The sequence below is a fragment of the Vibrio crassostreae 9ZC13 genome (assembly GCF_000272045.2).
GTDB classification, from domain to species: domain Bacteria; phylum Pseudomonadota; class Gammaproteobacteria; order Enterobacterales; family Vibrionaceae; genus Vibrio; species Vibrio crassostreae_C.
In genome coordinates this window covers 1,997,664-2,024,211 of sequence record NZ_AJYZ02000019.1, presented here as the reverse complement: position 1 = coordinate 2,024,211, position 26,548 = coordinate 1,997,664, and the positions used below count along the sequence as shown (strand labels likewise).

General features: G+C 41.2%; 24 protein-coding genes and 1 pseudogene. 16 read left to right on the top strand and 9 right to left on the bottom strand.

Going from position 1 to position 26,548, the window contains the following annotated elements; all coding sequences use genetic code 11:
- Positions 1–42 precede the first annotated feature (42 nt).
- The 4 genes from A136_RS10110 to A136_RS22845 all read left to right on the top strand — a co-directional run bounded on the left by A136_RS10110 (position 43) and on the right by A136_RS22845 (position 2,376).
- On the top strand, positions 43–699 hold the full coding sequence (locus A136_RS10110; RefSeq protein ID WP_017065485.1) for a glutathione S-transferase family protein: 657 nt from the start codon (positions 43–45) through the stop codon (positions 697–699).
- Between the two features lie 171 nt (positions 700–870).
- On the top strand, positions 871–1,566 hold the full coding sequence (locus A136_RS10105) for a VC0807 family protein (RefSeq protein WP_017065484.1): 696 nt from the start codon (positions 871–873) through the stop codon (positions 1,564–1,566).
- Between the two features lie 356 nt (positions 1,567–1,922).
- Complete coding sequence (locus A136_RS10100; protein WP_017059113.1) at positions 1,923–2,198, top strand: HU family DNA-binding protein; 276 nt, start codon at positions 1,923–1,925, stop codon at positions 2,196–2,198.
- 34 nt (positions 2,199–2,232) lie between these two features.
- Positions 2,233–2,376: a hypothetical protein gene (locus A136_RS22845; protein WP_017059112.1), complete on the top strand. Its 144-nt coding sequence runs from the start codon at positions 2,233–2,235 to the stop codon at positions 2,374–2,376.
- Positions 2,377–2,579: 203 nt separating this feature from the next.
- Here A136_RS22845 and A136_RS10095 read toward each other — a convergent pair whose 3' ends face one another.
- Positions 2,580–3,686: a UDP-N-acetylglucosamine 2-epimerase gene (locus A136_RS10095; protein WP_241846870.1), complete on the bottom strand. Its 1,107-nt coding sequence runs from the start codon at positions 3,684–3,686 to the stop codon at positions 2,580–2,582.
- Positions 3,687–3,867: 181 nt separating this feature from the next.
- On the opposite strand from A136_RS10095, the gene A136_RS10090 reads away from it, so the two are divergent.
- The 4 genes from A136_RS10090 (at position 3,868) to A136_RS10070 (ending at position 10,768) form a co-directional block, all read left to right on the top strand.
- Complete coding sequence (locus A136_RS10090) at positions 3,868–5,601, top strand: ArnT family glycosyltransferase (RefSeq protein WP_017065482.1); 1,734 nt, start codon at positions 3,868–3,870, stop codon at positions 5,599–5,601.
- A 29-nt stretch (positions 5,602–5,630) separates the two neighbouring features.
- Positions 5,631–6,599: a glycosyltransferase family 2 protein gene (locus A136_RS10085; protein WP_017065481.1), complete on the top strand. Its 969-nt coding sequence runs from the start codon at positions 5,631–5,633 to the stop codon at positions 6,597–6,599.
- 1,294 nt (positions 6,600–7,893) lie between these two features.
- A complete protein-coding gene (locus A136_RS10075) occupies positions 7,894–8,796 on the top strand; it encodes a VirK/YbjX family protein (RefSeq protein ID WP_017065479.1) in 903 nt (300 codons plus the stop codon).
- A gap of 268 nt (positions 8,797–9,064) precedes the next feature.
- Positions 9,065–10,768 carry an FAD-dependent oxidoreductase gene (locus A136_RS10070; protein ID WP_017065478.1) on the top strand — a complete coding sequence of 568 codons (1,704 nt, stop codon included), beginning with the start codon at positions 9,065–9,067 and terminating at the stop codon, positions 10,766–10,768.
- A 145-nt stretch (positions 10,769–10,913) separates the two neighbouring features.
- On the opposite strand, the gene A136_RS10065 is transcribed toward A136_RS10070, so the two are convergent.
- The 4 genes from A136_RS10065 to A136_RS10050 all read right to left on the bottom strand — a co-directional run bounded on the left by A136_RS10065 (position 10,914) and on the right by A136_RS10050 (position 15,018).
- On the bottom strand, positions 10,914–11,594 hold the full coding sequence (locus tag A136_RS10065) for a Crp/Fnr family transcriptional regulator (RefSeq protein ID WP_017065477.1): 681 nt from the start codon (positions 11,592–11,594) through the stop codon (positions 10,914–10,916).
- Positions 11,595–11,720: 126 nt separating this feature from the next.
- Positions 11,721–12,449, bottom strand: coding sequence for a nucleoside phosphorylase (locus A136_RS10060; protein ID WP_017065476.1), 729 nt, complete (start codon positions 12,447–12,449; stop codon positions 11,721–11,723).
- A gap of 8 nt (positions 12,450–12,457) precedes the next feature.
- A complete protein-coding gene (gene pnuC / locus A136_RS10055) occupies positions 12,458–13,192 on the bottom strand; it encodes a nicotinamide riboside transporter PnuC (RefSeq protein WP_017065475.1) in 735 nt (244 codons plus the stop codon).
- 275 nt (positions 13,193–13,467) lie between these two features.
- Positions 13,468–15,018 (bottom strand): methyl-accepting chemotaxis protein, encoded by a 1,551-nt coding sequence (locus tag A136_RS10050; protein WP_017065474.1) that lies wholly within the window; start codon positions 15,016–15,018, stop codon positions 13,468–13,470.
- A 591-nt stretch (positions 15,019–15,609) separates the two neighbouring features.
- Between A136_RS10050 and A136_RS10045 the strand changes: the two genes are divergently transcribed.
- Entirely contained in the window at positions 15,610–16,371 is a 762-nt protein-coding gene (locus A136_RS10045; RefSeq protein ID WP_026028612.1) for an IS5 family transposase, read from the top strand.
- Between the two features lie 779 nt (positions 16,372–17,150).
- Positions 17,151–17,354, top strand: a complete 204-nt coding sequence (locus A136_RS10035; RefSeq protein WP_017065471.1) for a hypothetical protein — start codon at positions 17,151–17,153, stop codon at positions 17,352–17,354.
- Positions 17,355–17,396: 42 nt separating this feature from the next.
- Here the strand turns inward: A136_RS10035 and A136_RS23035 are convergent.
- Positions 17,397–17,525: pseudogene (locus A136_RS23035) on the bottom strand (ABC transporter substrate-binding protein); the annotation flags it as partial.
- 34 nt (positions 17,526–17,559) lie between these two features.
- Positions 17,560–18,009, bottom strand: a complete 450-nt coding sequence (locus tag A136_RS10030) for a PaaI family thioesterase (protein WP_017065470.1) — start codon at positions 18,007–18,009, stop codon at positions 17,560–17,562.
- A gap of 34 nt (positions 18,010–18,043) precedes the next feature.
- Between A136_RS10030 and A136_RS10025 the strand changes: the two genes are divergently transcribed.
- Positions 18,044–18,322 (top strand): DUF134 domain-containing protein, encoded by a 279-nt coding sequence (locus A136_RS10025; protein ID WP_017065469.1) that lies wholly within the window; start codon positions 18,044–18,046, stop codon positions 18,320–18,322.
- 63 nt (positions 18,323–18,385) lie between these two features.
- On the opposite strand, the gene nqrM is transcribed toward A136_RS10025, so the two are convergent.
- Together nqrM and A136_RS10015 are read right to left on the bottom strand one after the other, a co-directional pair.
- On the bottom strand, positions 18,386–18,583 hold the full coding sequence (nqrM, locus tag A136_RS10020; protein WP_017059103.1) for a (Na+)-NQR maturation NqrM: 198 nt from the start codon (positions 18,581–18,583) through the stop codon (positions 18,386–18,388).
- On the bottom strand, positions 18,580–19,026 hold the full coding sequence (locus A136_RS10015) for a NifB/NifX family molybdenum-iron cluster-binding protein (RefSeq protein ID WP_017059102.1): 447 nt from the start codon (positions 19,024–19,026) through the stop codon (positions 18,580–18,582). Before A136_RS10015 ends, nqrM begins: the two co-directional genes overlap by 4 nt.
- A gap of 475 nt (positions 19,027–19,501) precedes the next feature.
- On the opposite strand from A136_RS10015, the gene A136_RS10010 reads away from it, so the two are divergent.
- From A136_RS10010 to A136_RS09990, 5 genes are all read left to right on the top strand, one after another.
- Positions 19,502–20,224: a DUF1007 family protein gene (locus tag A136_RS10010; RefSeq protein WP_029235310.1), complete on the top strand. Its 723-nt coding sequence runs from the start codon at positions 19,502–19,504 to the stop codon at positions 20,222–20,224.
- A gap of 94 nt (positions 20,225–20,318) precedes the next feature.
- On the top strand, positions 20,319–21,416 hold the full coding sequence (locus A136_RS10005) for a nickel/cobalt transporter (RefSeq protein WP_017065467.1): 1,098 nt from the start codon (positions 20,319–20,321) through the stop codon (positions 21,414–21,416).
- 489 nt (positions 21,417–21,905) lie between these two features.
- On the top strand, positions 21,906–23,423 hold the full coding sequence (locus A136_RS10000) for an esterase/lipase family protein (RefSeq protein WP_017065466.1): 1,518 nt from the start codon (positions 21,906–21,908) through the stop codon (positions 23,421–23,423).
- Between the two features lie 12 nt (positions 23,424–23,435).
- Entirely contained in the window at positions 23,436–25,430 is a 1,995-nt protein-coding gene (locus A136_RS09995; protein WP_017065465.1) for a choice-of-anchor X domain-containing protein, read from the top strand.
- Positions 25,431–25,911: 481 nt separating this feature from the next.
- Complete coding sequence (locus tag A136_RS09990) at positions 25,912–26,406, top strand: YcxB family protein (protein ID WP_017065464.1); 495 nt, start codon at positions 25,912–25,914, stop codon at positions 26,404–26,406.
- The last annotated feature ends 142 nt before the right edge of the window (positions 26,407–26,548 follow it).

The window sequence follows — 26,548 nt, the reverse complement described above, 5'->3', positions numbered from 1 at the left end:
TAGCTTCCTCAGTTCATCTGACGAATACAATAAAGGATTATCATGCAACTCTACTTAAATGAAACCTCCCCGTTTTCACGCGTGGTCGCAGCAACTGCGCTTCTATCACGCTGCTCTCCTTTGTCTTTTGTTTGGGTTGATCCATGGAGCTCCCCGGCCAATCTAAAAAGCGTCAATCCGTTTTGTTTAATTCCAGCACTCAAACTTGAAGACGGAACAGCACTAACGGAAAGCTTATGCATTTGCCAATACCTAATTGAAACGTACCAGCCTCAAACGCTACGTCAGGTAACGTTAAGTCGTGCCAATGAAATGCAAACATTAGGAACAGCGAAGACCTTAATGGAGATCGCGTTTAGAACCGTGGCATTGACTCGCTATACAGACAGTGACAATGCGCTTATCCATAGAGGGCAAGAAGGTATGGTTGCCGCCCTAGAGCAACTTGACCAAGAGATAAAAAAACAAGGACTAGAATCCCTTCTGAGCGACAACTTGGCCACCTTGTATCTCCATGTCGCTTTAGATTACATCCAGTTTCGACATACTGAATTGTTTGATGAAGTGGACAGCCGCAACATCATCGATTTTTTACACCTTTCTCCGTTCGCAGACGTACTGAAACTTATAAGCATTGAGAGTTTGGCAAACAAGTCTGATTATGAAACGTTGCTTGATTCGTTCGGTCGGGATACCTAAAATCATCCAGAACTAGAATGCGTAAAGTCTTGAATTCAACGTGAGATAGGCTCAGAGATGTCGTTGATGTCACATGTCGTTACACAGCATGACGTGTTAAGGCTTTACATCTTGGGCGAGGTAAACAACAATCCCTGAGAATAAATCCATAACATAATGTATTTAGAAATTATGAGTAACACAGAAAACAAAAAATCGAGTCCTCTTTTCGAAGTCGTGTTTAACGTCTTTCTTCCTTCATTCATTTTAATGAAGTTCAGTGGAGATGAGCTTCTCGGAACAGGCTTAGCATTACTTGTCGCACTAGCCTTCCCTATTGCTTACGGTGGCATGGAGTTGATCCGCAACAAGAAGTTCAACTTCATCGCGGCGCTTGGCTTCGTCAGCGTGCTATTAACGGGCGGTATTGGTTTCTTTGAGCTAGACACTCGTTGGTTAGCACTAAAAGAAGCATTAATCCCTGGTCTAATTGGTTTGGCGGTTCTTGGCTCTACCTTCACCCGCTACCCGTTTATCCAGAAAGTTATCTTCACACCGGCCCTGTTAAATATCTCTCTTATTGAAGAGCGCCTAAAGCAGTTCGGTAACCAAGCAAAGTTTGATCGTTGTCTAATGACATCCAACTACCTATTCGCGAGTACTTTCGCATTTTCTTCAGCTATGAACTACTTCCTAGCGACTTGGATTGTGACTAGCCCTGCTGGCACCGCTGCCTTTAATGAAGAACTTGGCAAGCTGACACTTTACAGCTACCCAGCAATCGCCATCCCAAGCATGCTGATGATGTTAGGTATTTTCTACTACATTTGGCGTCAAGTTCGCACGATGACATCACTAGAAACAGAACAAATTTTTATTACTAAATAGTTCTGAATTAACAAATCGCTCTGACAGCACAACATGAAGCCCAGCAATTAAGCTGGGCTTCTTTGTTTTTACTCTTTCGTTATCAACGTGATAGATGACAGCTTCGATTTGGATTATGAATCGAACGGGCAACCCTAATGCTCTTTTCTCAAGTAAATTTGGGCAACATGTCTATAAACCAATAATAATCAATGAATTGCATTGATTGAACCGACAGATGCTTTTATAGTCAATTCTGTTGGTTACTTTACAAAGCTCTACCCGCTCACTGACATTATTTCAATTGCTGTTGATAAGATCGCATAAGCTAGGTGCTAAAGGTAGACGCCAGCCGTACTCAATAAGGAATATAGATAATGAACAAATCTCAATTAGTTGAACACATCGCGACTTCTGCAGACATCTCAAAAGACCAAGCAGGCACAGCACTAAATGCGCTAGTTGAAGGTATCTCTACTTCGCTTGCGAACGGTGATGACGTATCGATCCTTGGATTTGGTAGCTTTAAAGTTAACTCTCGAGCTGCTCGCACTGGTCGTAACCCGCGAACCGGAGAAGAGATTCAGATTGCCGCATCAAAGACGCCAGCATTTAAAGCGGGCAAGGCACTAAAAGAGACGTGCAACCTGTAACACAAAAAACACAAAAAACACAAGGAAGATTACGATGACGACTAAGGAAAAAGCGAAAACGAGCCGAAGCAAAAAAGCAGGCAAGTCGACTAAAGCGCAAGCCGAAACGCCTAAGACTCGTCAACGCATTGAAGAGCTTCTCGAAGAGCGTGAACTGGCTAAACTGTTAGAACTTTAATTTATATAAGAACTAAAGTTTAGGTTTAAGCAAGGTGATAGTTTGTTATCGTTCTAATGCCACTGCAGATTTGTAGTGGCATTTTTGGTTATAGGCTTGTCTTAGTGATCTATGACGTCAGCAACTACAATGAGTTTGTTCGTTATGGTTACGTATCGCTAACTCTTAACACCCACCCAAGTAGATGATCAAAACTGGTTTTATCACAATGACTTAGTTACGTTGTCGATAATGATTTCACTGGGGCTTCTCTTGAGAACTTTACTCGGGCGACGATATTCAGAATAGTTTTCAATGAAACTATCAATCACGTTATAGTCAAAATATGAAAGAACTGCATTATCACCAAGTCCATCTTTTCTCTCTGTTTCATTTCTAATAACTAAACATGGAATTCCGAGAAATGCGCATTCTTCCTGATTACTACCGCCATCAGTAACCATAAACTCAGATTTCGATATGAGTTTATTAAAGTTCAAAAATGTCATACGAGGAATTAAGTCTAGATTGATGTTGTTTTCCAAAGTTCTATAAAGCCCATTCTTCTTAAGTGCTTCTCTTGTTGGAGGGTGTAATATAAACTTAACTTGAATAACATTAGTGAGTTTTTCTATTAGTTCCACTATTTTCTTCAAACCACTTATATTTGATATCGTTTCGAATCTATGGAGTGAGACAGTAGCGTAGCGTTCTTGTTTATCAGAGATAGAATTGGTCGATAATTTATTTATAGAGCTAGCAAGTTGTATAGTATCAACAATAGTATTCCCATTAGTGTTGACAACTTGTTTATTATATTTACTTACGTTCTCTGCAGAGAGTTGATCCTGACAATAAAAAACATCAATTAATCCCAATTTAGCTGTAACAACACGAGTTATTTCCTCAGGAAAAGGCTTGAGTAAATTAAAAGAACGTAAGCCAGCTTCGACCGAGGCGACCCTTAATTTCTGGCTTTTAGCCAAAATAGCACCTAATAACAATGGGGGGGCATCACCATGAATCATTACGATCCCGTCCTTATCTCCTCTGAATAACTCCCGTTTATTATAAATACCGACAAGTAAAACCTTAATAGACCATGCAACCATCTGTATACTGCTAACGATATCTCTATTATCGTCACATAAAACATAATCTGGCTCTTTGATTCCAAATTCAAATAATATTTCTAATATAGTTTCTCTATGCTGTGCCATAAATATAAAATTGTATTCAACATTTCTATCTTGAAGATTTTTCATAATGGGAATCATTTTTATGAGCTGAGCGCGAGTACCAATCAAAATATGTATCATCAATAGTTCCATAAAACAGCTTATTTCATACTTTTATCTTAGCCCAACAGACGACAAACCGTTAGCTAATCGTCTAAGTAATCAAGTTCTAACTCACTAAAAACAAGAAAATCCAAAGGTACTATAGTTAGAAAAAGCAACTGAGCTTTTAGATGAAATAACAAAGTCTTTGGAAGTTTAGGGTAGAAGGAAAATGTTTGAAAAAACAAATAGTAAGCCTAATATATTAAATAGAGATATCAAGGTAAGCAGAAGTTCCATTATGCTTACCTTGATATTTCTAGCTATAGTTCTTCGAGTATACACCGCGTTCAATTATGAGGTTAATTGGGATGAATTCTACTATCTGTCTTTTGTTCATCAGTTTTTAGCTGGAGAATCGATAAGTAGCTTTCAAACATTCCATGTGCATGTTTTCACTTGGTTAAGCTGGGTATCCGATAATGAGGTTAACCAAATCATTGTTGCTCGTAATGTTATGCTGTGTCTTCAAATTGCTACAGGATTTTTTATATTTAGAATTTGTCGTAGACACCTTGGTAGATCCGCTTCTCTATTTGCGGTTTTAGCTTACTTTTCATTTTCATTTGTAATTAGGATGGGAGCTAGTTTTCGGACAGACCCTATTGCAACTTTTTGCTTAATGGCTAGTTTAGATTATCTGCTAAAACTAGAGTATTCTTTCAAACGAACATTGATTACTGCATTGCTTACTGCCATAGCATTCCTTATAACACTAAAGTCTGTATTTTATCTTCCTACTATTATCCTAATTTCACTTTTATCCATTGTACAATCTTCCCAAAAACGTAGAACTAGCATTATCCTTTCGCGATATTTTATTTTAGTCACGTTACTGTTTTTATCTCTATACTTTTGGCACTCACAAAGCATTACATCAACAACCGAGAACGATGCTATATCAATGCTAAGTGGGGCAAACAAAACACTAAACCATAATTTATTTTTCCCTCGAGCTAATTACTTTATATATACATTAGGAACAGACTTAGGCTTTTGGTTTACTTTAGTTTGTGGCGTTTACTTCTGCCTATCTTCAACAATTAAAAATAATAATATTGAAATAAAATTAGATTACTTAAAGCTCATGACTTTGATACTTCCTTTATTATCTATTCTTATTTATCGTAACGCATTCCCCTACTTTTATTCATTTATATTAGCTCCTTCAGCAATTTATTTCGGCCTAGCTTGGGAGGTATGGAATCAAAGAAAAACTCGTAAGCGATACATGAGAATAAGCCGTGGGGTTGTTTTTTTGTTTGTTTTTAACCTAATATTTCAAAGTATTTATTTGAAATATTCCCGGAACTTAGATTATCAGTATCATTTTATTAATGTTGTTCAGAAGATATTTCCTGAACCTGTCGCCTACATAGATAGGTGCTCTATGATCTCATCATACCCTCAGAAAGGCTTTTTCATGAGCTCTTGGGGGATGGATAACTACTTAATAGCAGGACAGCCTATACTTAAGCTTGCTATTGAAGATCACGAACCTAAATTTTTGATCGTGAATTCAGAATACCTTGAGTTCATTCACAGCGAGAGCAGTGTGGGATCAATCTATTTGGCTCTTTTAGAAGAAGATAGGAAAGCTATTAAAAACAATTATATAAGTCACTGGAATGAACTCTATGTTGCAGGTAAAGAGTTGCTGTTAACTCAAGAGGATAACGCCGTGACGTTTACCTTAAATATCTCTGGTAATTACACTTTGGAATCAGATTCAAAAGTAATCATAAATAACAAAGTTATCCACCCACAAGAAATCGTCGCTTTATCAAAAGGAAAAAATACTATTAAAATTTTCGAAGATACAGGTACATATACACTTCGTTGGGGGGAGAATTTATATAGGCCTAAAGAGAGCAATCGAGAATCTCGTATGTTTAGCGGATTTTAAACAAACCAGAATAAATAGAGGTGGCAAAATTGAAACTAATTGTTCAAATCCCTTGCTATAACGAAGGAAGTAACCTCAAATCAGTAATCCGAGGTATACCGGAAGAGATCAAAGGTATAGATAAAATCGAGATACTTGTTATAGACGATGGTTCTACAGATGATACGGTTGCTATAGCGCAACAGTTAGGCGTGGATTACATAGTAGAGAGCACGAGAAATAAGGGTTTAGCCCACGCGTTTCACCTAGGGTTAGAAACCTGCATAGATAAGAAAGCTGATATCATTGTTAATACTGATGGTGACAACCAATACAATGGCTCTGAAATCTCTAAGTTAGTCGAACCCATACTGAATAAGAGAGCTGATATTGTCGTCGGAAACCGAGGTGGTTATAACAATAAACATTTCTCATTTTTCAAGCGAACCCTTCAAGTGTTAGGTAGTTATATCGTGTCCAAAGCGACCGGCTTAGACATAAAAGACTCAGTCAGTGGTTTCAGAGCAATATCAAGATCAGCAGCACAACAAATAAATATAGTATCAGAGTTCAGTTACACGATTGAGATGCTTATTCAAGCTAGTGCGAAAAAGCTCGGTGTAATCTCCGTTCCAATCCACACTAACGAGAAGACTAGAGAGTCTAGGCTATTTTCAAGTATTCCTCACTTTTTAAGGATGTCTATTTCCACATTAATTCGTATCTACACAATGTACAAACCCTTGCGTGTGTTCTTTATTTTAGGTGCCATAATGGTTGCCGTTGGTGTATTACCCATCATTCGTTTCCTATACTTTTTCATGGATGGGGGTGGCGATGGCCATATTCAGTCCTTATTACTCGGCAGCACATTATTAATACTTGGGTTTCTCACTATGATTGTAGGATTTGTCGCAGACCTAGTAAGCTTCAATCGCAAGTTAATGGAAAAACTGCTGTACCGAATCGAGAAACTAGAGGATAGGTTAGCGAATGAAAAATCAAAAATATCAAAGTAACCGTCTAAGGGTTTCGCTTGGTGTCTAATATACGAATACAGGTAGAGAAACTAGGTTGGCTTATATCTATATCGCTAATTATATGGTTTTGTTATCAGTCATCAATTCAATTATCAATTTGGTACACGATTAATTGGAGCTACGATCTAATATTAGTCCTAGTCGGAAGTATTGCTCTTTATAGCTGGACGTTAATAAACGGTGGTTTAGTTAGCTACTACCTACTGAAATCCGTAGGAGAAAGTAGAGGTAACATAACTCAGGTCGTTTCAATAAACCTTGTAGCTCAATTGGCAAAGTACTTACCCGGAAACATAGCACACCATATAGGGCGCGTTGTGTTATCTGAAAAGTTAAGAATGAAGCGAAGTAAAATTCTCTTGAGTATGCTTATCGAAACCATTTGGGTAGTTGGAGTTGTGGTTATCTTGACCCTATATCATGGGATCCATCAAGGGAATGACTTCATTCACGAATCATCCATACAAACACACGTACTTATACTTAGTTTGACTATTACCACTATTGTCTTTGGACCGAAGATCTTTCGGCATTCGTTTGTTCGCCTGTATGCTTGGTTTCTATCAAAACAAGACGTGGCACAAATAGACGAACTTAAACTCCCTACGTTACCAATTGTGATGGTGAGTTTAGTAACATATTTATTTAACTATTTACTATTGGGCGCGGTAATATCTTTAGTTGGAGGAGCACTGTTTGACCTTTGGGAACTCGATATATTGACACTAGGGAGCATTTTCGCGGTCGCCTGGATTGTTGGATTCTTCACCCCCGGGTCCCCTGCTGGGATCGGAGTTAGAGAACTTGTTCTGGTTAGCCTACTTAACCCAATTTACGGTTCAGAGGTTTCTTTAGCGATAACCATGATATTGCGTCTAACCACTATAAGCGGAGATGTTACAGCCTGGGTTATCGGTGCTTTTATGTGGTCAAAGTCTTATACAGAACCCTAAAACCGAAGCTAACCTCCACCAGATTCGATAGACCAAATACTTTTCGGCTTGCAACTCTAAAAGCACGTAACCCGTAAAAGGTGCAACATTGTTCCTATAAACGACTCTTTTATAGTCATCAATCCAGTTCCCTTCCACATAACAAGGCATAATCGAACAAGAACCACTCACTAAGTAACTGATTAGGTTACATAGCTATACATATCCATACTTACCCAAATCGCCTTTTTCACTATCATCATTTTCTTGTTATTGGTCAGATTATTGGAAGGGTTCATGACACGACTGTGTTCGAGCAATCCTTCTTCTTTGAGGTGATTATGAATGTCGTTCGCATGGGGATTGAAGCAAATACCCATAAAAATAAGGGTAAGTACAAAGCGATAGTTAAGTTTACTATTCGAGCCCTGTTTTATTATTCAGCTACTCGAAAAATGAGTAATAATTTCAACTCTGAAGAGAGAAAGTTATTATTTATCAAGCAACCCAACTTCCTTTCTAAATTTGTGACTCCCTACTTATGTACTGGCTTTAGCAATAAAGAAAAGATCGATATCTTATCCAAACACTACGACTGGTTTGAAAACACCTTCGCAACAGAAGCTAGACACCAAATCTATAACGAAAGGCTCAATCTTTTAAAACTTGAGATAGATGACAACGTTTATCTGGTTAATCTCAGCTTCGAAAGAAACGCGAGAAAAGAAGGTGAACTGACAATTTCATTGACCAACTCTCAATTCGAAAAAATGTATACCATTTCGTTTACTGTTTTCGACAACAACATCTACATCGGCGGTATACAGGGTGGCGCCAATGACAATGGATTTAGCCGCACATTCACCAAAGCTTTTTACGGTTTAAGACCTAAATCCTTCATGGTAGAAACACTACGACTGCTCGCTATTAACTTGGGTATCGACAATATCTATGCGGTAAAAGAGTCTGGTCATGTCTCGAACTCATTACGCTACGGTAAGAAAAACAAAGACATCAGCCTTAAATACGACAGTCTGTGGGAAGAGCACGATGGACAGGTGCATGATAACTATTTCTATCGTCTCCCGACAAACCCGAACAGGAAAAATCTTGAAGCTCTAAAACGTCAAAAGCGTAAGTTGTATCGCGAGCGTTATGCCTGGCTAGATCTGTATGAACAAGATCTGAAGAACGTAATCAGTCAGCACATCCGTGATCCTGTTCATTATGCTCATGACAGTTAATTTGGCTAACCTGTACTCGACTCGCTAACGCGTATTACCTTTACTAGCGTGCTTTAGTCTAATCACAGCCCTTGGACCAAACGCTCAATCCCGAGGTGATAGCTTCAAAATAAATATTAGACAATGCTAATTTACATCTTTATAGTATCTAGGTATTTCGAAAACTACTCAATCGCCGGCGACCAGCCAGTACTGATCATTAAGAAGATACAAGCTCTATGCTCGGCAATTTGTATAGTTAAACTTAGAGACAGTAATAGGTAAACGTATGACTAAAATTGTAATCATCGGTGGCGTAGCTGGAGGTGCTTCAGCTGCTGCACGCGCTCGTCGTCTTAGTGAAGAAGCCGAAATAATAATGTTTGAACGAGGACCATTCGTCTCTTTTGCCAACTGTGGATTGCCATACCACATAGGTGGCGATATCGAGGATAGAAGCAAGCTTCTGTTACAAACACCTGAAAGCTTCTTAGCTCGCTTCAACGTTGACGCACGAGTGATGAACGAAGTTACCTCTATTGATCGCACCAATAAAACCGTTACAGTCAAAAATCTTGTTGATGGTAATCACTACAGCGAGAGTTACGACTTCTTATTACTCAGCCCTGGAGCCGGTGCCGTCGTTCCTCCCATCTCAGGAATCGATAACCCCCTCACCCATTCACTACGCAATATTCCAGATATGGATCGCATCATCGAAACAATCCAAATGAATAAACCTGAGCACGCGACAGTTGTTGGCGGTGGCTTTATCGGCTTGGAAATGATGGAAGCGTTTCATCAGCTTGGGATCAAGACTTCGTTGATTGAGATGGCTGACCAAGTAATGACGCCAGTAGACCGGGAAATGGCCGGCTTTGCCCATGCGGAGATTCGTGACAAAGGCATCGACCTAAAACTCGGCGTCGCGCTTGAGTCTGTGAAATATATACCTAACGAACACATCGCAAGTTTTGATTCAGGCGAGAGCGAGAAGCACCAACACATAGAGGGTGAATTAGAATTAACACTTAATAATGGCGAGTCATTAACTACTGATATCTTAATCATGGCTATCGGTGTGCGTCCTGAGACTAAGTTAGCAAAAGAAGCAGGACTTCAAATTGGCGAACTAGGTGGTATCTACACCAATGAAATGATGCAGACTAGCGATCCTAGCATCTACGCTGTGGGTGATGTGGTCGAAGAAAAAGACTTTGTCACAGGTGCACAAACTCTAGTTCCGCTTGCTGGCCCTGCTAACCGTCAAGGTCGTATGGCTGCCGACAACATGCTCGGACGCAATGAAATCTATCAAGGTACACAGGGCACAGCTATCTGTAAGATTTTTGACCTAGCCGTTGCCTCAACAGGGAAAAACGAAAAACAGTTGAAGCGCGAATGCGTAGACTATGAAAAAGTCTATGTCCATACTGCCAGCCATGCAAGTTACTACCCAGGTGCTGAGATTGTATCGTTCAAGATGTTGTTCGATCCAAAAACAGGCAAAATCTTTGGTGCGCAAGCAGTGGGCAAAGATGGTGTCGATAAACGAATTGATGTTATGGCAGTAGCTCAACGTGCAGGTATGACCGTTGATCAGCTTCAACACCTTGAATTAACCTATGCACCACCTTACGGGAGTGCCAAGGACGTGATTAACCAAGCCGCATTTGTTGCCAACAATATTATTAAAGGTGACGCGACACCTATTCATTTCGATGAGATTGCAACATTAAGCGACAACCAACTCCTACTCGATGTTCGTAACCCTGGCGAACTAGAAAATGGTGGCTTTATTGAAGGCGCAATCAACATTCCTGTCGACCAACTGCGTCACCGCATGGACGAACTATCAAAAGACAAAGAGATTGTAATCTACTGCCAAGTCGGGTTACGTGGTAACGTGGCTTATCGCCAACTCGTCAACAACGGCTTTAAAGCACGCAACTTAATCGGTGGTTATAGAACACTCATGTATGCAAAAGCTTAAGGATTAATACTTAGTCGCCGGTAATGGTGCGCGGACACTTACGGGCTAGTTGCTGAGAGAAAGTCGCTCATAAATAGATGCGAGTAGTTAATAGTAAACATTGAAAAACCGAGCTTGGCATTTAAGTAAGTGCCAAGCTCTTTTATTATTCGTAGGAGTCAATAAAAGCTTGCAGTGCTCGCTGATCGACAATTTCTAACCCTTGATCTCCTTTTCTGATGAAACCTTTGTCTAATAGGTCTTTAACCGCTCTTCGATACACTCTGCTCGATGTACCAAATCGTTCTGCTTCTTGATTCACTTTATCGAAACCGCCTAACACAGTGTTAGTCTCGCTTTGAACCAATAAATCATAGGCAATATTGTAGGTAATTGAGTGTAAAAGACGGTTAGTGTAAATACCCATAGAGTCTTGATAATCTTCCGCTAATGCAGAGGCGAAAAAGAACATCATCCCCGGATTTTCAAGTAGTGCTTCTGCTAATCTCTGAATGCAAATAACATCAACTTGCATGTGTTCATCAGCCACTACGTTCCACTGACAAGGGGTCTGCGTGAAAAACTCCATCTCACCAAAGATATGGTAATCGCAATTCACCTCGCCCAATTGAAAACGTCGCCCATTAGCTGCAGAAATACTCATAGAGACTCTTCCTGTGGGCACTACATAAAGATACTGAAGCTGCTCACCTTGACGTAGGATTTCATCGTTTTGATTGAAGTAACGAGAGTTAACTTGGTGTTGGTAGATGAGATCTCTAAATTCAGAGCTTTTTTGTTCTAAGTAGTTTTTAAAGCGTCCGCTTGAGTATGGTGCAATCTTCATACTTACTCTCTCATTGCATTACTGCTGTTTATATTCAAACGATTGTAACCACTTAAACCACAGGAGAGAACCCAATAAAAAAGCGACGGTCTCCCGTCGCTTTTATTGTTGTTTTTCGCCAGAACCTTATTGTGCAATTAATGCTTCCAGTGCCGCTAAAGATGCTAGCCGCTCTCCTTGCATCATTGCCTCAGCCTCATCGACATATTGCCCAACGCCCTCTTTTACATCTTGTTCATACAAGACAACATTGTTCAAGATAGAAGCTACATTAAGCCCTCTCAAGCGTCCAACGGTAAACAACGCGGATGTTTCCATGTCTGCACCTAAAATGCTTTTGCCATTCCAGTACTGACAAAGCGCCTGTTCATCATCGGTATAAAAGCTATCGTGTGAGCGCACTGTTCCTAAATAGTAAGGTGTTGACTGCTGCTGCAAGAACCCATCTAGCTCTTTGAGCAGGGAGAAGCTTGCATAAGCGGGATACGAAGGTTTAACGTAAGCCGCAGATCCCCCCTCATCACGAACCGCGCCCTCTGCAATAATTAGCTCACCAAGCCCGATATGTGACTGCATTGCGCCTGCAGACCCTACTCGGACAATATGAGTCACACCACAAAACTTAAGCTCTTCTACCGCAATGATCATTGAAGGTGCACCAATGCCCGTGCTGCAAACCGATATCGCTTTACCTTGATATTGACCAGTGAAGATTCGATATTCACGGTTTTCAGAGACCAGTTCAGCATGTTCAAGCAAGTTAGCGATTCGATTCGCTCTATCTGGCTCACCACAAACAATAACTAACGGAGCAATTTGCGTTTCATCAACGCAGATATGAGGTTGCTTTGCCATCTTCACTCCTAAGAAGCCGTTGCTTGAGTGAGTGATTTATCACTGTTTCGTTTAGCTGTGCGTGCCCACTCACGAGTACCGTTTGCCGCAATAAACATTAAGATTGCGTATTGAACAGACATTGCGTACACACCCTGCGTCGCATAAATACCAACGCTGATAATGTTAATCACAATCCACAGTATCCAGTTTTCAACATACTTACGTGTCATAAGAACTTGAGCAACAATAGATAGAATGGTCATCGTTGCATCCCAGAATGGGAACGCATCCGGTTCAAGCACTGGCTCCGCTAAATCCGCACCAAATAGATTCAGGCTATCTACCGCGATGTTTGCTAGCGCAAAGAAGAATGGGTCGATGTACATAGTTAGCAAAGCAATAGAAATCGCACACGCTGCGGCCGTTGCTACTAATTTATTTTGGCTCAACCAACGAACTTCTAGCGTTTCACCTTGCTCATTAGGACGTGTCCATGCGTACCAACCGTAAATGTTGGCGCAAAAGAAAAAGAGTTGTAGAAGTAATAGTCCGTATAACTGAATTTGGAAAAAGATAACCGCGAATAAGGTGACATTCAGCAATCCGAACAGGTAGTTAATGGTTTTTTCTTGGCTTGCAAACCAAATACACAACAAACCAAACACGGTGCCGAATGCTTCAATCCAGCTCATTGCGTAGCCATCCCCTATTGGGATATTGACTAAAGTATTGTTGATATCAAGTAGGGCGAATAGGTCCATAGATGTGTCCTTTATTATTTGTTTTAGTGGCACCTATTTTATTGCGCCTCTCCAAATAAAAAGGAGGACATTTGTCCCCCTTAGATTGCATGCGATCATAAATCAGAATATTAAACGAAGAAAAATAAATCTCTAATCATCTAGATCGCCCCCTTTAGCTGTCTATTTCTGTAGTTATTCATTTAAATGACCATCTTCAAAAAGCAACTCTAACTACAAACTCTAGGCTTGAGAATGCCGAGTCAGAACCCGCTAACTACTTGCTCTATTGCGATTTAAAATCGAGCCACTCCTTTTCTTAGCTCATTCAAGCTGAGTACACTTTGTTCATACTGTTTTTTACTGTCTTCCATGAGATCGTGAGAAGCTTCAGCTTTACTGTGTATAGAAAGAATATTCTGGTTAATCTCTTCAGAGACATTAACTTGTTCTTCAATAGCGACCGCGATTTGGTTATTCCTATCAACCACTCCTTGAACCTTTTCACTCAATAATGTGAGGCTTTCTAGAGTCGATTGAATCGTCGTTTGAGTGCGTTTCGCTTTTTCCGTCCCGTTGTTAACAGCCGTTACTGACTGACCACTGCCTGTGCATAGCTTTTCAATAACCGCTTGAATCTCTGTTGTTGCTTCTTGTGTTTTCTGAGCAAGCACCCTTACTTCATCTGCCACGACCGAGAACCCTCTTCCTGAATCACCAGCTCGTGCGGCTTCTATCGCAGCATTCAGTGCTAATAGGTTAGTTTGGTCAGCAATCGCGTTGATCATCTCGATGACGGAGCTTATTTGTTGCGTCTCCCTCTCTACAGACAGCGATATTGTCGATATGTTATCTAATTCATTGGTGAGCTCGACAAAGTTTTCTTCGACTTGGTTTAGCTCGTTTTGACAAGATAAGAGCTCTTGCTGGGTGCTAAAGGTAGAATCGAGGGTTCCTTGCGCATTTTGAGAAATTTCACTTGAAGCCGCTTGCATCTCGTTGATGGCAGTCGCAGCCATATCAATTTCTGTTTTCTGATTTTCAAGGTTTTCAGACACCGTGGCGTTCGATTCAGCAGTTTTATTCGCCTGTTTCAGGGTCATTTCACATGAATCACTCACCGAAATTCGAATTCTGCCTAATAATGCTTTTGCATACTGTTTCCGAACCTTCATTCCCAGCGCAATTTCGGAGAGATCGTCCACCTTGCCAAAGTAAATATGTTCCATTAAAGGGTTGTTGAACTCTTCTCTTGCTATTTTACAAATATTATCCAAGCGACGAGTCAAAATATAAATCGATACCGAACTACCCATAAAGAGTAATAAGAACATTTGCGGTACCGTTACGAATTGATTAAGGTGAAGCGCGTAGGCTAACCCGATTAGCAATATTGAAATGAGTGTCTGACGTTGCCAAAGTCTCGTTTTCGGTAACATGAGCTTGAATGGTGTTTTTCCGTTATTTAAAGTTCCATACGCTTTTTCTGCACGTTCAACATATTCTCTTTTAGGCTTAAACCTTACAGATTGGTACTCAACAATCTCATTATCTTCTTTTAACGGAGAAGCAAAAGCATCAACCCAGTAATAGCCACCACCTTTCCGTTGGTTTTTCACCATACCCATCCAGTTACTACCTGACTGAATATGGCCCCATAGGTCCTTAAACGCGGCTTTAGGCATATCCCTGTGACGAACTACATTGTGATACTCACCTACTAGTTCTCCTTCTTGATAGCCTGCTACTTCATTAAAATGGGGGCTTGCATACTTGATTTTACTGGAAGGGTCTGTAACTGAAATTAGATTGTACGATTCCGGATAATCATACTCTTGCTCTGCCATAATATTTCCCTATTTAAACTAAATAACAATCAACTTGTTGTGTGGATCATCCATGCCACACCATGATGAAAACGAAGACACTTGATCCTTATCTCATTCCAAAATCAAACGTTAGCCATTGATTCAAAGAGATTTTCACTTAAGTAAAATGTACATCAGATCTACCATGTGGTTGACTAAACAAATCCAAGATCACGCCAAAAACATAAATGCAGCAAATTTCATATCAACATTTAATAAGACTAGCTTATGAAAAGTAAAATGGGAGCAGTAGTCATTACAATAAACAGGGTTATAGCGTATTTATCCAAGAACACCTTCACAATCAAAGTTTATAACCAAAAACTAATATACATATATAATTAAGTCCTAATATTTTGTTAAAATAAAAATATTCCTTTGTAAGTAAGCTCTCAATTATCACATTCTCTAACCAATCGCCTTTCAGATTCAGAGAAAAAAGTTCTTCATACCTTCACAATAATTGGTTCGTATTTTGCTAGGGCGTGTTGATCTTTCGTGAGTGTTTTTTGAACAGCATGGTAAAGAGTTATAATTTGCTTCGCCAAAAGTAAAACCATAACCAATACCATGCCAAGAACAATGCTAACTGATATTCGCTGGGAACTGCTACTCCAAGTTATGAAAAGTACAGGTCGTATTTACGATAAAACTGAACATCGAATGACATTTGAAGGAATACTTTATCGAATGAGAACAGGTATTCCTTGGCGAGATCTACCCTCTGAGTTCGGAGAGTGGAGTACCGTTTACAGACGATTTAATCTTTGGTCAAAGAAAGGGATTTTAGATAATCTTTTCAAAAGTTTATCTAACATGGCTGATTTTGAATGGGTATTTCTTGATGGCTCTATAGTTAGAGCACATCAGCATAGTACAGGTGCAGCTACTGAAAGTTCAGAGCAAATAGGAAAAAGTCGCGGGGGCAACTCAACCAAAATTCACTTAGCCGTAGATAGTGGTGGCCTGCCGATTTGCTTTGATTTATCAGAGGGACAACGCCACGATATAGTGCATGCCGAAAGCTTAGTTGAGCAACTCGATGAAGTTAATACCATCGTTTGTGATAAAGGATATGACAGCGAACCTTTCCGTACTTTTGTTAAGGAACGTGGCGGAGAAACGGTAATTGCTAAACGCAATTACGGACAAGATATAGACAAAGACAGTATGGATTGGTGTTTATACAAGTATCGTCACTTGGTCGAAAATGCCTTTGGGAGAATTAAGCATTATCGAGCTATTTCAAGTAGATATGACAAGCTAGAAAGGAATTATGCCAGCATGTTATCGCTGGCATTCATGTTAATGTGGCTACCGATGTATTGTTGAACGCGAAATGCACAGCAAAGATCAACACGCCCTAGTAATTGAAGGTTTCTAAGATAGATAAAATATAAATTACAATATGGTATGTTCTCAGGTTTGATTATGATTAAGGGTTATAAAGATACGTGATTTATACGAGAAAATATTCTTTCGCTTTCCTTGATAATGATCGGAACCTGTCCTTTGATATGCATCTGCAACCATATTGTATTTGGGAAAACTTATGAATGTATTAGACAAGGATTGCTTATTACAGTTAGTCATTGATAACTTTCAAGAAGATGTCGCAAAATCCGTTGATTTCAACACGGGAGAAGTTGGTATTAAGTATACCTGCCTTGAACATAACCTTAACTTTTGCATGGACTTATCTGTGGTCGAAAAGATATATTCGACAAGATAAGACCCCAACAATCTGATCTCGTTAAGCAATATTATCTTTGAAGTTGATAATTCTAAATGAGTTGTAAATTTCAAAGATAATAACTTTACCGATATTCAACGTACCGCTTTGGATACGTTATTCATAAACCAATACATTGACGTAAATATTTTAGATTCCTTAACGCCCTTACCTGTTCCGAGTTCTAGCTACACCTGACAGAACAACCCCCTTCCAAAAACGAAATTTTAGCTTACTAGCTTAACTCCGATATCACGTTGACGGTTACGTTTGAGAAGCGCATGATTTTATTTCGAGCAGAATAGTTGTCTAGCGTGTTAGCCGTGTAATCGCCCCATAACTCGTTCTGTGCAACGTACTCAATTGAATGGCAGGTCACATGAATAAGATTATTATGTTAGTAATGGGGCTGCTTTTTACCAGTCGCTTGTTCGCCAGTATTGTGCCGCATGTTGGTCAGCTTGAGCATGATGCGCCCATTCTCCTTCGCTCGGCATTGATTGTGGGTGTTGCGGCTTACGCGGTTTGGAGTGCATTCAAATACTTCAAAAAGACCAAGGCTTCCGGTTCAGATCAACTGTAACGGCGACAGTCCAAAAGCTTTTGAATATGCTTCTAATTTCGATTACTGATCTGCGAAATAATCGACCAAGATTTTACGCCACTTTCGTGACTCACGAATCTTCGACAGGGCGCGGTTAATCTCTTCTTCGTACACGTTATTTTCAGTGATTATGAAACCGTAGTTGGACTTTTATAACTGATAAAACAACACCGCTATACCAAGCTTAAGTTTGATAGCTAGAAACTGACATAAACTGACTTTGTGCCGACGAACATAACTTTCCGCACTGAGTAATTTGGCTTTCTAGGAAGTAGATATTACGTCTACTTTTCACCCACTGGGCACGAACTTCCAGTTCTTGACCAATCAAAATCGGATGATGAAAACGAGAGGTTAAACTCACCGTCATCGCCTTGATATCATTCTGAAATAGACAATGCAACATCGCGCTGTCATGCAGTGTAGTGACAATGCCACCTTGCATGATGCCATCGTAGCCCTCAGCTTTATCTGTTGGTACAATCTTGGCTCTGGTTTTATATTTAGCTACTGCCTCATGCTTAGTTAAAGTGTCATGCTCGCCAATAGCTTCAAAACAAATGGCGCTGTCGTTGAAAAAACCTTGGCTGCACACTTGGCAACGCCGATGATTGTGTGGAATGAAAACCTTCATACTTACCTTTACCCATAGATTGCTAGAGATTGATATGGCTCGACCAAAAAAACATCGCCAGTTGTGTACCCGTACGGCTTACTCTTGTTTTAAGCCCAATGGTGTTCCTATTGACGAGCTTCATAAAGAAGAATTGCTATTGGAAGAGCTCGAAGCCTTGCGCTTGGCTGATCAAGAAGGCCTGAGCCAGCTTGAAGCCGCTGAACAAATGCAGGTGTCTCGCCAAACGTTCGGCAACATTATCAAGCGTGCACGAGCTAAAGTCGCCAAGTGCATCGTCAATGGTCACGCGTTGGTGATTCAAAGTAGTTAATTAACGTGTTAGCCAGAAGTTATTTAACTCAGTGAGCGAGAACTCTGATGCTTACTTCGATACTTAGCTTGATGGCTCAGTAATCTGATACAGCTTTTTGCTTTGCCCTTCACACACATCCTTGCAATTGCATTCACGCTCAATATCTAACTGCGCCAATCCTCCACAGCTGCCTTTGATTGGCTTGCGCGAAAAAATCACGCCTATCGCCATCAATGTAACGACTCCGACAAACCCCAATAGCGTCAACAAAAAGGTCATTGTCGGAACCCTCGAATAGCACCTAGCTGATTAGGCTGTACCATTAGAATCGAAGCTTGTTTTTTGTGCCCGTTTTCGCCGCACGTTTTATTGCCACACCCACTATTTCTCGGCTCGCGACCATAATCGAGATCGGTCACTTCCCGTAGATTGTCGAAATCCAAAGCCCCGATTTCTGCCTTACCTGTCGATGCCAAGACTCGAATATCGTTATTGAACAAGTGCGCCAGCATCTTCTTACCAATATAACGAACCACCACAGATTTCACATCGTAAGAACGGAGAACCGAAATCCATTGCTTCTTTTTATTGCAAGAGGTGTCGGAGTCAATCAAAGGAACAATCTGTTTTATCTGTCGTTGTTCATCGACAATCGCGATCTGTGGGGAACGAGCAAAGTGGTTGCCAACATGAAGGTCGCGACAAGGTACTGCGTATAACATAGTAACTTCCTGTTATTGATGATCAGGAGTTCAGCATACGCCCCATTATTGGCATATGCCAATAACTATCATGTGAAAAATAAGATTTACTGGATCGATAACTAAGATCACAAGCACCCAAACTTACCGTCATCTTCAGCCTATCTCAGTTACCTTTCAAATAACCATATATACTAGGGGGTAGTATTTTTACTGGGGGTATTTTTTGCGTTGTTAATGCCTGTTATCAAGAGCCAAGCTCAAACCCATTACAAAAAGGCCTCGCACAACCGAGAGCTTAATCGACTATTCAACGTCACACACTAGTCTGAATAATGTCGAATTAGGGACCAATCAAAGATGTTTATAGGAAAAATAGGTTGGATTGAAAATCAAGAATTGCAGTCGGCTTCAATGTAAACAAGCTTATAATTTGAAGTGAACAACGCATCGGGTTGTTATAATATAACATCACACTAAATTACCATCATTTCTCATGAAACAGCCATTTATTCTAATCGATGTCATCAATCGCCTCTCCACACGCTATGTAAGCCGTTTCTCGACATGCTTTCGCTCTCTCAAGGGCTTGACTGTTGGCCTAGCATTATTGTGTTTTGCGCCAAATCTATATGCCCACCCTCACTCTTGGATAGAGATGAAAACTCATATTGAGGGAGAGAATGGCATGATCACCGGTCTCTCTATGGAGTGGTCTTTTGATGCAATGACCTCGATGTACATGTTGGATGGAGAAGACGTCTCTGCCGATACAGAAACTGAAACATTCAAAAAGCTCGCTGCGTCTGTAATCGAAAACATGATGTACGAGCACTACTTCACGTACTTTTATGATGGTGAAGAGCCCATCAAATATCAGGTGGTTGAGAACGCAAAGTTTGAGCGTGATAAAGCCAAGATGGTTCTAACATTTGACCTACCACTTTCTAAACCTAAGCCTGTGACACGAAACTCGCTTCGCGTATTGATTTTTGACCCTAGTTACTTTGTCGACATGTCGTGGCTATCCAACAGCGACGTGACATTGTCATCTGAACTAGCAAGACAATGCCATTTAGAATTAATCGAGCCTAACCCGACGCCAGAGCAAATGAGTTATGCAATGTCTTTACCTGTCGATGCAGATCCAGATAACACGCTAGGCCAACTGTTTACACAATCGGTTGAGCTTCATTGTGCGGCGGTTCCCGCTTCTTAGTCGCAGTGGTTCGTTTCAGCCTTTAAGTCAGCGTCTAGCTGATTAAGCATGGCAACTAATTAACAGAAAGATTTCAGATATAGGTTCTTGTTAAATGAAGAAAAATCAATCCAAAATCAATCACTACCTCATTGGTGCTGGCGCGTTCGTGCTTATTGCTATTGGTGCGTATCAACTGTGGTCCATGTGGCCATCGTTAGTTATCTCTAGCATTCAATGGCAAAGAGAAGTCAATTCAGAACTTGCAGACCTGCTCTATGAAGCTAAATCCAACCCTTGGGGCGGAGGCAGTTACCTTATCGGGTTCAGCTTTATCTATGGCATGCTTCATTCTTTGGGGCCTGGGCACGGCAAAGTTATCGTGTCGACTTACTTAGCGACTCACCCAACCAAAGCCAAGGCGAGTTTAGTGCTTACGGTCGTCTCCGCTTTTTTACAAGCATTGGTCGCAATCTTACTAGTAAGCGTGTTGCTGTGGGGCTTTAGTGCTTCCATGCGAGTAGTGAATGACAAAGCGAATATGTTTGTTTCATTAAGCTTTGCCTTAGTCGCGGTCGTCGGCGCACTTATATGTTGGAAGGCTTTGAAAAACATCTACACCGCTATGCGTAAGCCTAAGCTGAAAGTGAAAGCCATCACTACACTCGCAACAGACACAGCTGCGACAATTTCAGCGCGTTCGCCAATGGCACTTCGTTCATCAATATCAGCCCCTTCTCCGATAATCGACGCTACTAGCACAATGCAAGCCGCAGCTAACACTCATGCAGATCATTCTCATGCCGACTGTGGGTGCGGCCACCAGCATGTAGCCGATGCAGACGCAATCAACAAAGCCTCAACGCTCCGAGAATATGCTGGAATTATAGTGACGATTGGCGTAAGACCGTGCACCGGAGCCATCATGGTACTGCTTTTCGCAAACATGGTTGGCCTATATTGGATGGGTGTTGTCAGTGCTTTTTCCATGGCGATTGGTACTGCTTTCACAACCTCGACGATTGCTATAATGACACTAACAGGCAAGAACTTGGTAAAACGCTATTTGGCAGCAGGTAACAAGAATAACAGTGCTTCACTAAAAGCCGCAGGTCATTATTTACAGCTATTCGGTGGTGTTTTACTTGTCTTAATTGGCTTGTTGCTAATGAGTGGACAAGACAGCGGCATGTCGCCTGTTTTCACTATGTAGCGAACGATGTAATAACAAACCTCAGTTTATTGCGACCTTTACCATTTTTACTAAAAAACACTAGCCCTTATCTCTCAAATCTGAATTAACAGCCACATAATTTCTACTAACCTAACTTTGCACAGCCAGTTAGGTTAGTAGTCAGCCATTCAGAACAGCGCGCTCTATGTAGTTCTGTAACAAACCTACATCCAACTTTGATTTTCCTATTCTTAGCTACTCTTTCATAAACTAACTTAGATTGTTCTAACAATATTAGAGCACTATCCCCCTCCTTTTGAAAATAAGGACATAACTTCCGCAATCCAGAAACTGCGATCGCACTCTTCCTATTTTGAAAAAAAATAGAGCAGCAGTTTTATCAATTGAGTAACAAGCCGAAATTATACCCAATAAATTTCACATCAAACTCCAAGCCTTTACCTTACAACTACAGATAGAGCTTTCTTCAACCAAATTCTTGGATAACCTATACTCAAAGGTAAACAAATGAAACTATACATTCCGAGCGCCACGCTCAGTGTTTTGTTACTTTCTCCGAGTTTCGCGAGTGCCGAAGATATACCTGATTCATACGAATTGCGTAATTTTTCGATGCGCTCACAAAGCTCTGGGATAGCCCCACCGCAAGAAGAACTCGGCGTTTATGTTGTGAATTCGGGTCCTGGTCTGGATACCGGTTGTACCTATGCTTCTGGCGGACCTCTACTTATCTCTTTACCTGTTCCTATGGTCGTCAGCCCCAACGTTTTACAAAGTGACGGGAGAATTGCTCCGAGTAAACTGGGCGATATGCAGCAAAAAGGCGTTATCGGTTCTAACGCAAGGATCAGCATGCCGGTCTTCGACATAGACTCCAATGCCAACGTCAGTAATATTGCTCCAGAAATAGATATCGTATCTTTTAACGGAAAGTCTTTAGGTACGCTGCAAGGCGCTGATAACCGTTGGACGGATACTAACCTTCAAGTCGATATCAGTGATGTCAAGTTCGGCCAAAACAATGAGATTCGCGTCGATATTGATACTGGCAATACGGGAGACAACTGGTGTATGTCTGTCGATTGGGTCTCAATCGAGTTTGATGTTGCCATTCCTGTGATTCTTGCTCATGGCATTGCTGCACAATCAGACACTTGGGATGATGATACGGCTCCAGGCGTGCTTTCTACACTTGATGACTATGGCATTCGTTATACTCGTTTCTCTGCTGACAAAAATGGAACCACAGCGACTAACGCTAATATCTTGAACAACAAAATTCAGGGTTTTCTCGATGAGTTGAAATCCGACAAAGTTCACGTCATTGCACACAGTAAAGGCGGGCTAGATACCCAAAACCTCAAAGCACTTAGCCCTTCCTTTGAGATAACCTCCCTTTCTACTTTCTCCACACCTCACCTTGGTAGCGTCGCAGCAGATTTGTCGGTGATAAAAATGGACCACTACGCCGATATCTACAGTAACGTCAGTACCGATCCAAATAATTACGCTGGCAAGTACATGCAACTCCCAAATATTCCGTTTGCGGGTCCTAAAATACCTGGTATCCGTGATCTAACAACGGATACAGCATCAAACGCGATCCAAATGCGTACTCGCGGCAATATTGCAAATACATTTTCTATTGGGGCAAATGCCGATCTCAACCAAGACGGTGTTATTGAGAAAGATCCTGATATCGTTGGCCTATTCCCGTGGGGATCGCGTTGGGCAGGCGTTACCGCTTGGCAGGCGCTAAGAAGCTTTAGTTCTGCGGCCTACCTCGATACTCAAACTCAATCGGTCACAATGCCAAGTGTGCATGGACCACAAGCTCATCCAATCACCATAGTCAGTTACCAAGCCATTCAAACAGTACCGCAAGAAAATGATGTTGTTGTGACCTTGGCAAGCGCTAACCCAAGTTATACCAATGCATTGGGTAACGTATTGGCTAACCACTCAACAATGAAAACGGGACAAAACGTTGAACGTTTTCTACAACAAATTATTTCAATGCGCTAAGGAGTGGCCACAATGAAATTCATCAAGCAATTAGTGATGGTGTTCAGTCTTTTCTGTACCTTCATCACACCGGCTATCGCCAGTAATGCAATACCCGTTGGGATGAGTACAAGCACGACACTATCTCAACCAGTGACTAGTAACGATAACGAAGTCACAATGCTATTTACCATCGACAAAGCGGAAGCCCTAAAAGCAGAAATCATCGTGCCGTTGGATGATGCAACCGTATATTTAGTCAAGCCTAACGGGCAAGTCGCAACATCATCCAATGATGTGCAAGCGAACATACTTTCAGGTGACACACAAAGTCCGCCGCTACCGGGCAGCTATTTATTTTTGCCTGAAGTAACTAACCCTGAACCTGGCGAATGGAAGATCGTCGTTGATTTTCCAAACCCAAGTTACAACACAGTAATTATTGCTCAGGTTGCGATCCAATCCCCTATTGCGTTTGGCATGGCGATAGCTGCAAACCAATTTGTGGTCGCTGAACCAGTTCCCGTTTCTGCATTACTGACAAACAAAGGGAATCCAATCACAGGTGCCCAAACCAGCGCAGTGATCATTGATGAAGCTGGAATAAAAACACGCCTGACGCTTAAAGATGAGGGTGTCAATTTCGATGCTATTGCTAAAGATGGTGTCTACAGCAATATTTTCGTTCCACCCGCTGAAGGGGATTATCTAATTGAAGGCATAACGTCTTTTGAAGAATATGGAACAACTATCACTCGCCAGACAAGTAAAAAAATCCACGTACTACCCTCTGACATTGAATTTGTCAGCCTCTCACTCGCTCCACTGTTTTCCTCTGAAGGCTGTGTTATTGCCTTAGAGCAGCGCTTGGAACTTGATGTTAAATCCGCGGGGGATTTTGCCATTCATGGTTACCTCACCGATGGAATTGACGAGCTGAACACAAGCAAACGTCTGCAACTCAAACCTGCGAAGCAAATCGTCACTCTACAGTACTCAACTGAAGATATTTTTGGCGCGTTTGATTCAGCGTCTACTTTGACCTCCAACCCGACGATCATCTACGCAATCACTCAAGATGACATACGAATTTCAGCCCCTCGAATTCAGTTTGAAGAATTTATTGATTTAGCATCTTTTGAGCGTTGCCGCGAACCGATTGAAGTCACGGGGAGTTTAGTCACCACACCGGCTATGTCGCAAGATGGAACCTACATTGATTCGCTGAGTTTTGAGTTTCCTATCCATGTTACGCGCAGTGGAACTTACACAGGTTCGGTAAATATCGTTGGTGCAGCCGGAGAGTATTTAGAGCTAGTGAGTTTCCAAGAACCGCTTGAGGCTGGCGAAAACACCATCAAGTTTACCGTTCCTGGTGACACGTTTAAGCAAGCCGATGGTCCTTATGAACTGAACGCACTGCTAATCTACAGTGGCGTTGACTCCTATCGACAAGGAGTTCTCGGTCAAACTCCACCATACCAAGCCTCTGATTTCAGTCCGCCAGTGAATGTGACCCTCCCCTCTAACCTATTCGGTTTGGAAAGAGAAAACTGGCAAGCAACCCCGGCAACACATGTCACGCAACATCGTGTCGGTGGTTACTTAAGAGCGGGGGCTTCAATCCCATACGACTACGAAACACTAGCGAGTTTTGACTTAAGTGAGGTTCGAGGGAAAATTAAACAGGCAACGCTTATTGTTGATTTCGGAGATTCAACTCTTCAATTTCCATTCAACAATGTAACTGCGCATATCGTTAATCAAACTTGGTCTCCAAACACACTGGATTACGACACGTTCTGTGAGTCTTTTACAATATGTGCAGCATGGAGTAATCCACTCACTACATTCAACAACGTAGAAGCCGGTCAAACGCTTAGGTTTACCAACTCTAAACTATTAGAAGCATTAAATGAGAAGAGAGTGTCTGGGTTGAACAAACTAGATATTGCTCTTACCTCTTCTCCCTATGAAAGAAGTTTCTTCATTAACGTTAAGCAGGTGTCATTATTCATCGAGTACTGATCCTAAAACTGAGATCCTAAAACTGAAATAGAATAAGGCCATGCCCAAGGTATCGCTTTGGGCATGGCCTCTCAGAGTGAACAGTGATGAACTTTGCAAGCTTCATATGTTTATTCTGTTAGAGCAGACTATGCCAGCCCCTCAACAGTAGTGATAAAGCACGCTAATCACTATAGACTCCATCAACCAACAAAATGAGATCGAAGTTTTATCCAAAAAGGCCAGTAGTCCCAACAACCGGGTGACTCCACAGATCTATCCATCCCATCACCAAATTTTTAGGTGACTTTAAAGATGCCCCTACACTAGTCTGATAGCTAAAGTTAGAATAGACCCGTTAAGTATCATCGATTTACAAAACAGAGCCAAAATATCTAAATAAAAACAGTGAGAAGCGATACAATAATCAAGTTGCAAAATTGCAGCGTGGGACACCTGCCCACTGACAGCCCATTCACAGAGAACCATAAAGTAGCCTCACATGTCTAAAGAACCCGGTTTCACTACAGAATACAAACTCGACAAGACGTTTTTCGCGGAGTGTTATGATCAAACTAGCCTTCCGACTCAATTTCCAAAAGCCTACTTAAAAGGAATACTGTTTCTTATTTTTGGTGTGGTTCTACTGGAGTTTGAACTATTACCTAACGGCTATGTTGGCTGGTTCTTTATCGTTTTGAGTGTGATTGAAGCATTCAGTGTGTACTGCAAAAGAACCTGGTGGTTATGGCGACAAAAGATCAGCTCAGGCGCAGGCAGCAAAATTGTCTTTCAAGGTGACGCTAACGGAGTAAGTTACAAAAACCACAAAGCGACCAACACCATCGCGTGGAGTGACATCGACCAATTTGAGCAGACCGATCTTGGTTTTATCCTGCATATCGGTAAACAGCGCCAATATGTGAGTAAATCTTGTTTAAACGATGAAGCTATTGCCTTCATGATTGAACACCACGCCGCATCAAAAGCGAAATAACACCAATAAATGCCTGCTGACTTAGCAGGCATAATCGAGAAAGCTAAATACGGAACATTGTTATATAGCGTATGTGAGCGCTTATTTGCCGATATGCATGCAGGTTACACTTTAACTAGGGGCAATTTCCTTCTCGAAATTG

Bases quoted from the DNA above. Each gene is read 5' to 3' on its own strand.
- A136_RS10110 (WP_017065485.1), top strand. From the start codon at position 43: ATGCAACTCTACTTAAATGAAACCTCCCCGTTTTCACGCGTGGTCGCA.
- A136_RS10105 (WP_017065484.1), top strand. From the start codon at position 871: ATGAGTAACACAGAAAACAAAAAATCGAGTCCTCTTTTCGAAGTCGTG.
- A136_RS10100 (WP_017059113.1), top strand. From the start codon at position 1,923: ATGAACAAATCTCAATTAGTTGAACACATCGCGACTTCTGCAGACATC.
- A136_RS22845 (WP_017059112.1), top strand. From the start codon at position 2,233: ATGACGACTAAGGAAAAAGCGAAAACGAGCCGAAGCAAAAAAGCAGGC.
- A136_RS10095 (WP_241846870.1), bottom strand. From the start codon at position 3,686: ATGGAACTATTGATGATACATATTTTGATTGGTACTCGCGCTCAGCTC.
- A136_RS10090 (WP_017065482.1), top strand. From the start codon at position 3,868: ATGTTTGAAAAAACAAATAGTAAGCCTAATATATTAAATAGAGATATC.
- A136_RS10075 (WP_017065479.1), top strand. From the start codon at position 7,894: ATGAATGTCGTTCGCATGGGGATTGAAGCAAATACCCATAAAAATAAG.
- A136_RS10070 (WP_017065478.1), top strand. From the start codon at position 9,065: ATGACTAAAATTGTAATCATCGGTGGCGTAGCTGGAGGTGCTTCAGCT.
- A136_RS10065 (WP_017065477.1), bottom strand. From the start codon at position 11,594: ATGAAGATTGCACCATACTCAAGCGGACGCTTTAAAAACTACTTAGAA.
- A136_RS10060 (WP_017065476.1), bottom strand. From the start codon at position 12,449: ATGGCAAAGCAACCTCATATCTGCGTTGATGAAACGCAAATTGCTCCG.
- pnuC (WP_017065475.1), bottom strand. From the start codon at position 13,192: ATGGACCTATTCGCCCTACTTGATATCAACAATACTTTAGTCAATATC.
- A136_RS10050 (WP_017065474.1), bottom strand. From the start codon at position 15,018: ATGGCAGAGCAAGAGTATGATTATCCGGAATCGTACAATCTAATTTCA.
- A136_RS10045 (WP_026028612.1), top strand. From the start codon at position 15,610: ATGCCAAGAACAATGCTAACTGATATTCGCTGGGAACTGCTACTCCAA.
- A136_RS10035 (WP_017065471.1), top strand. From the start codon at position 17,151: ATGAATAAGATTATTATGTTAGTAATGGGGCTGCTTTTTACCAGTCGC.
- A136_RS10030 (WP_017065470.1), bottom strand. From the start codon at position 18,009: ATGAAGGTTTTCATTCCACACAATCATCGGCGTTGCCAAGTGTGCAGC.
- A136_RS10025 (WP_017065469.1), top strand. From the start codon at position 18,044: ATGGCTCGACCAAAAAAACATCGCCAGTTGTGTACCCGTACGGCTTAC.
- nqrM (WP_017059103.1), bottom strand. From the start codon at position 18,583: ATGACCTTTTTGTTGACGCTATTGGGGTTTGTCGGAGTCGTTACATTG.
- A136_RS10015 (WP_017059102.1), bottom strand. From the start codon at position 19,026: ATGTTATACGCAGTACCTTGTCGCGACCTTCATGTTGGCAACCACTTT.
- A136_RS10010 (WP_029235310.1), top strand. From the start codon at position 19,502: ATGAAACAGCCATTTATTCTAATCGATGTCATCAATCGCCTCTCCACA.
- A136_RS10005 (WP_017065467.1), top strand. From the start codon at position 20,319: ATGAAGAAAAATCAATCCAAAATCAATCACTACCTCATTGGTGCTGGC.
- A136_RS10000 (WP_017065466.1), top strand. From the start codon at position 21,906: ATGAAACTATACATTCCGAGCGCCACGCTCAGTGTTTTGTTACTTTCT.
- A136_RS09995 (WP_017065465.1), top strand. From the start codon at position 23,436: ATGAAATTCATCAAGCAATTAGTGATGGTGTTCAGTCTTTTCTGTACC.
- A136_RS09990 (WP_017065464.1), top strand. From the start codon at position 25,912: ATGTCTAAAGAACCCGGTTTCACTACAGAATACAAACTCGACAAGACG.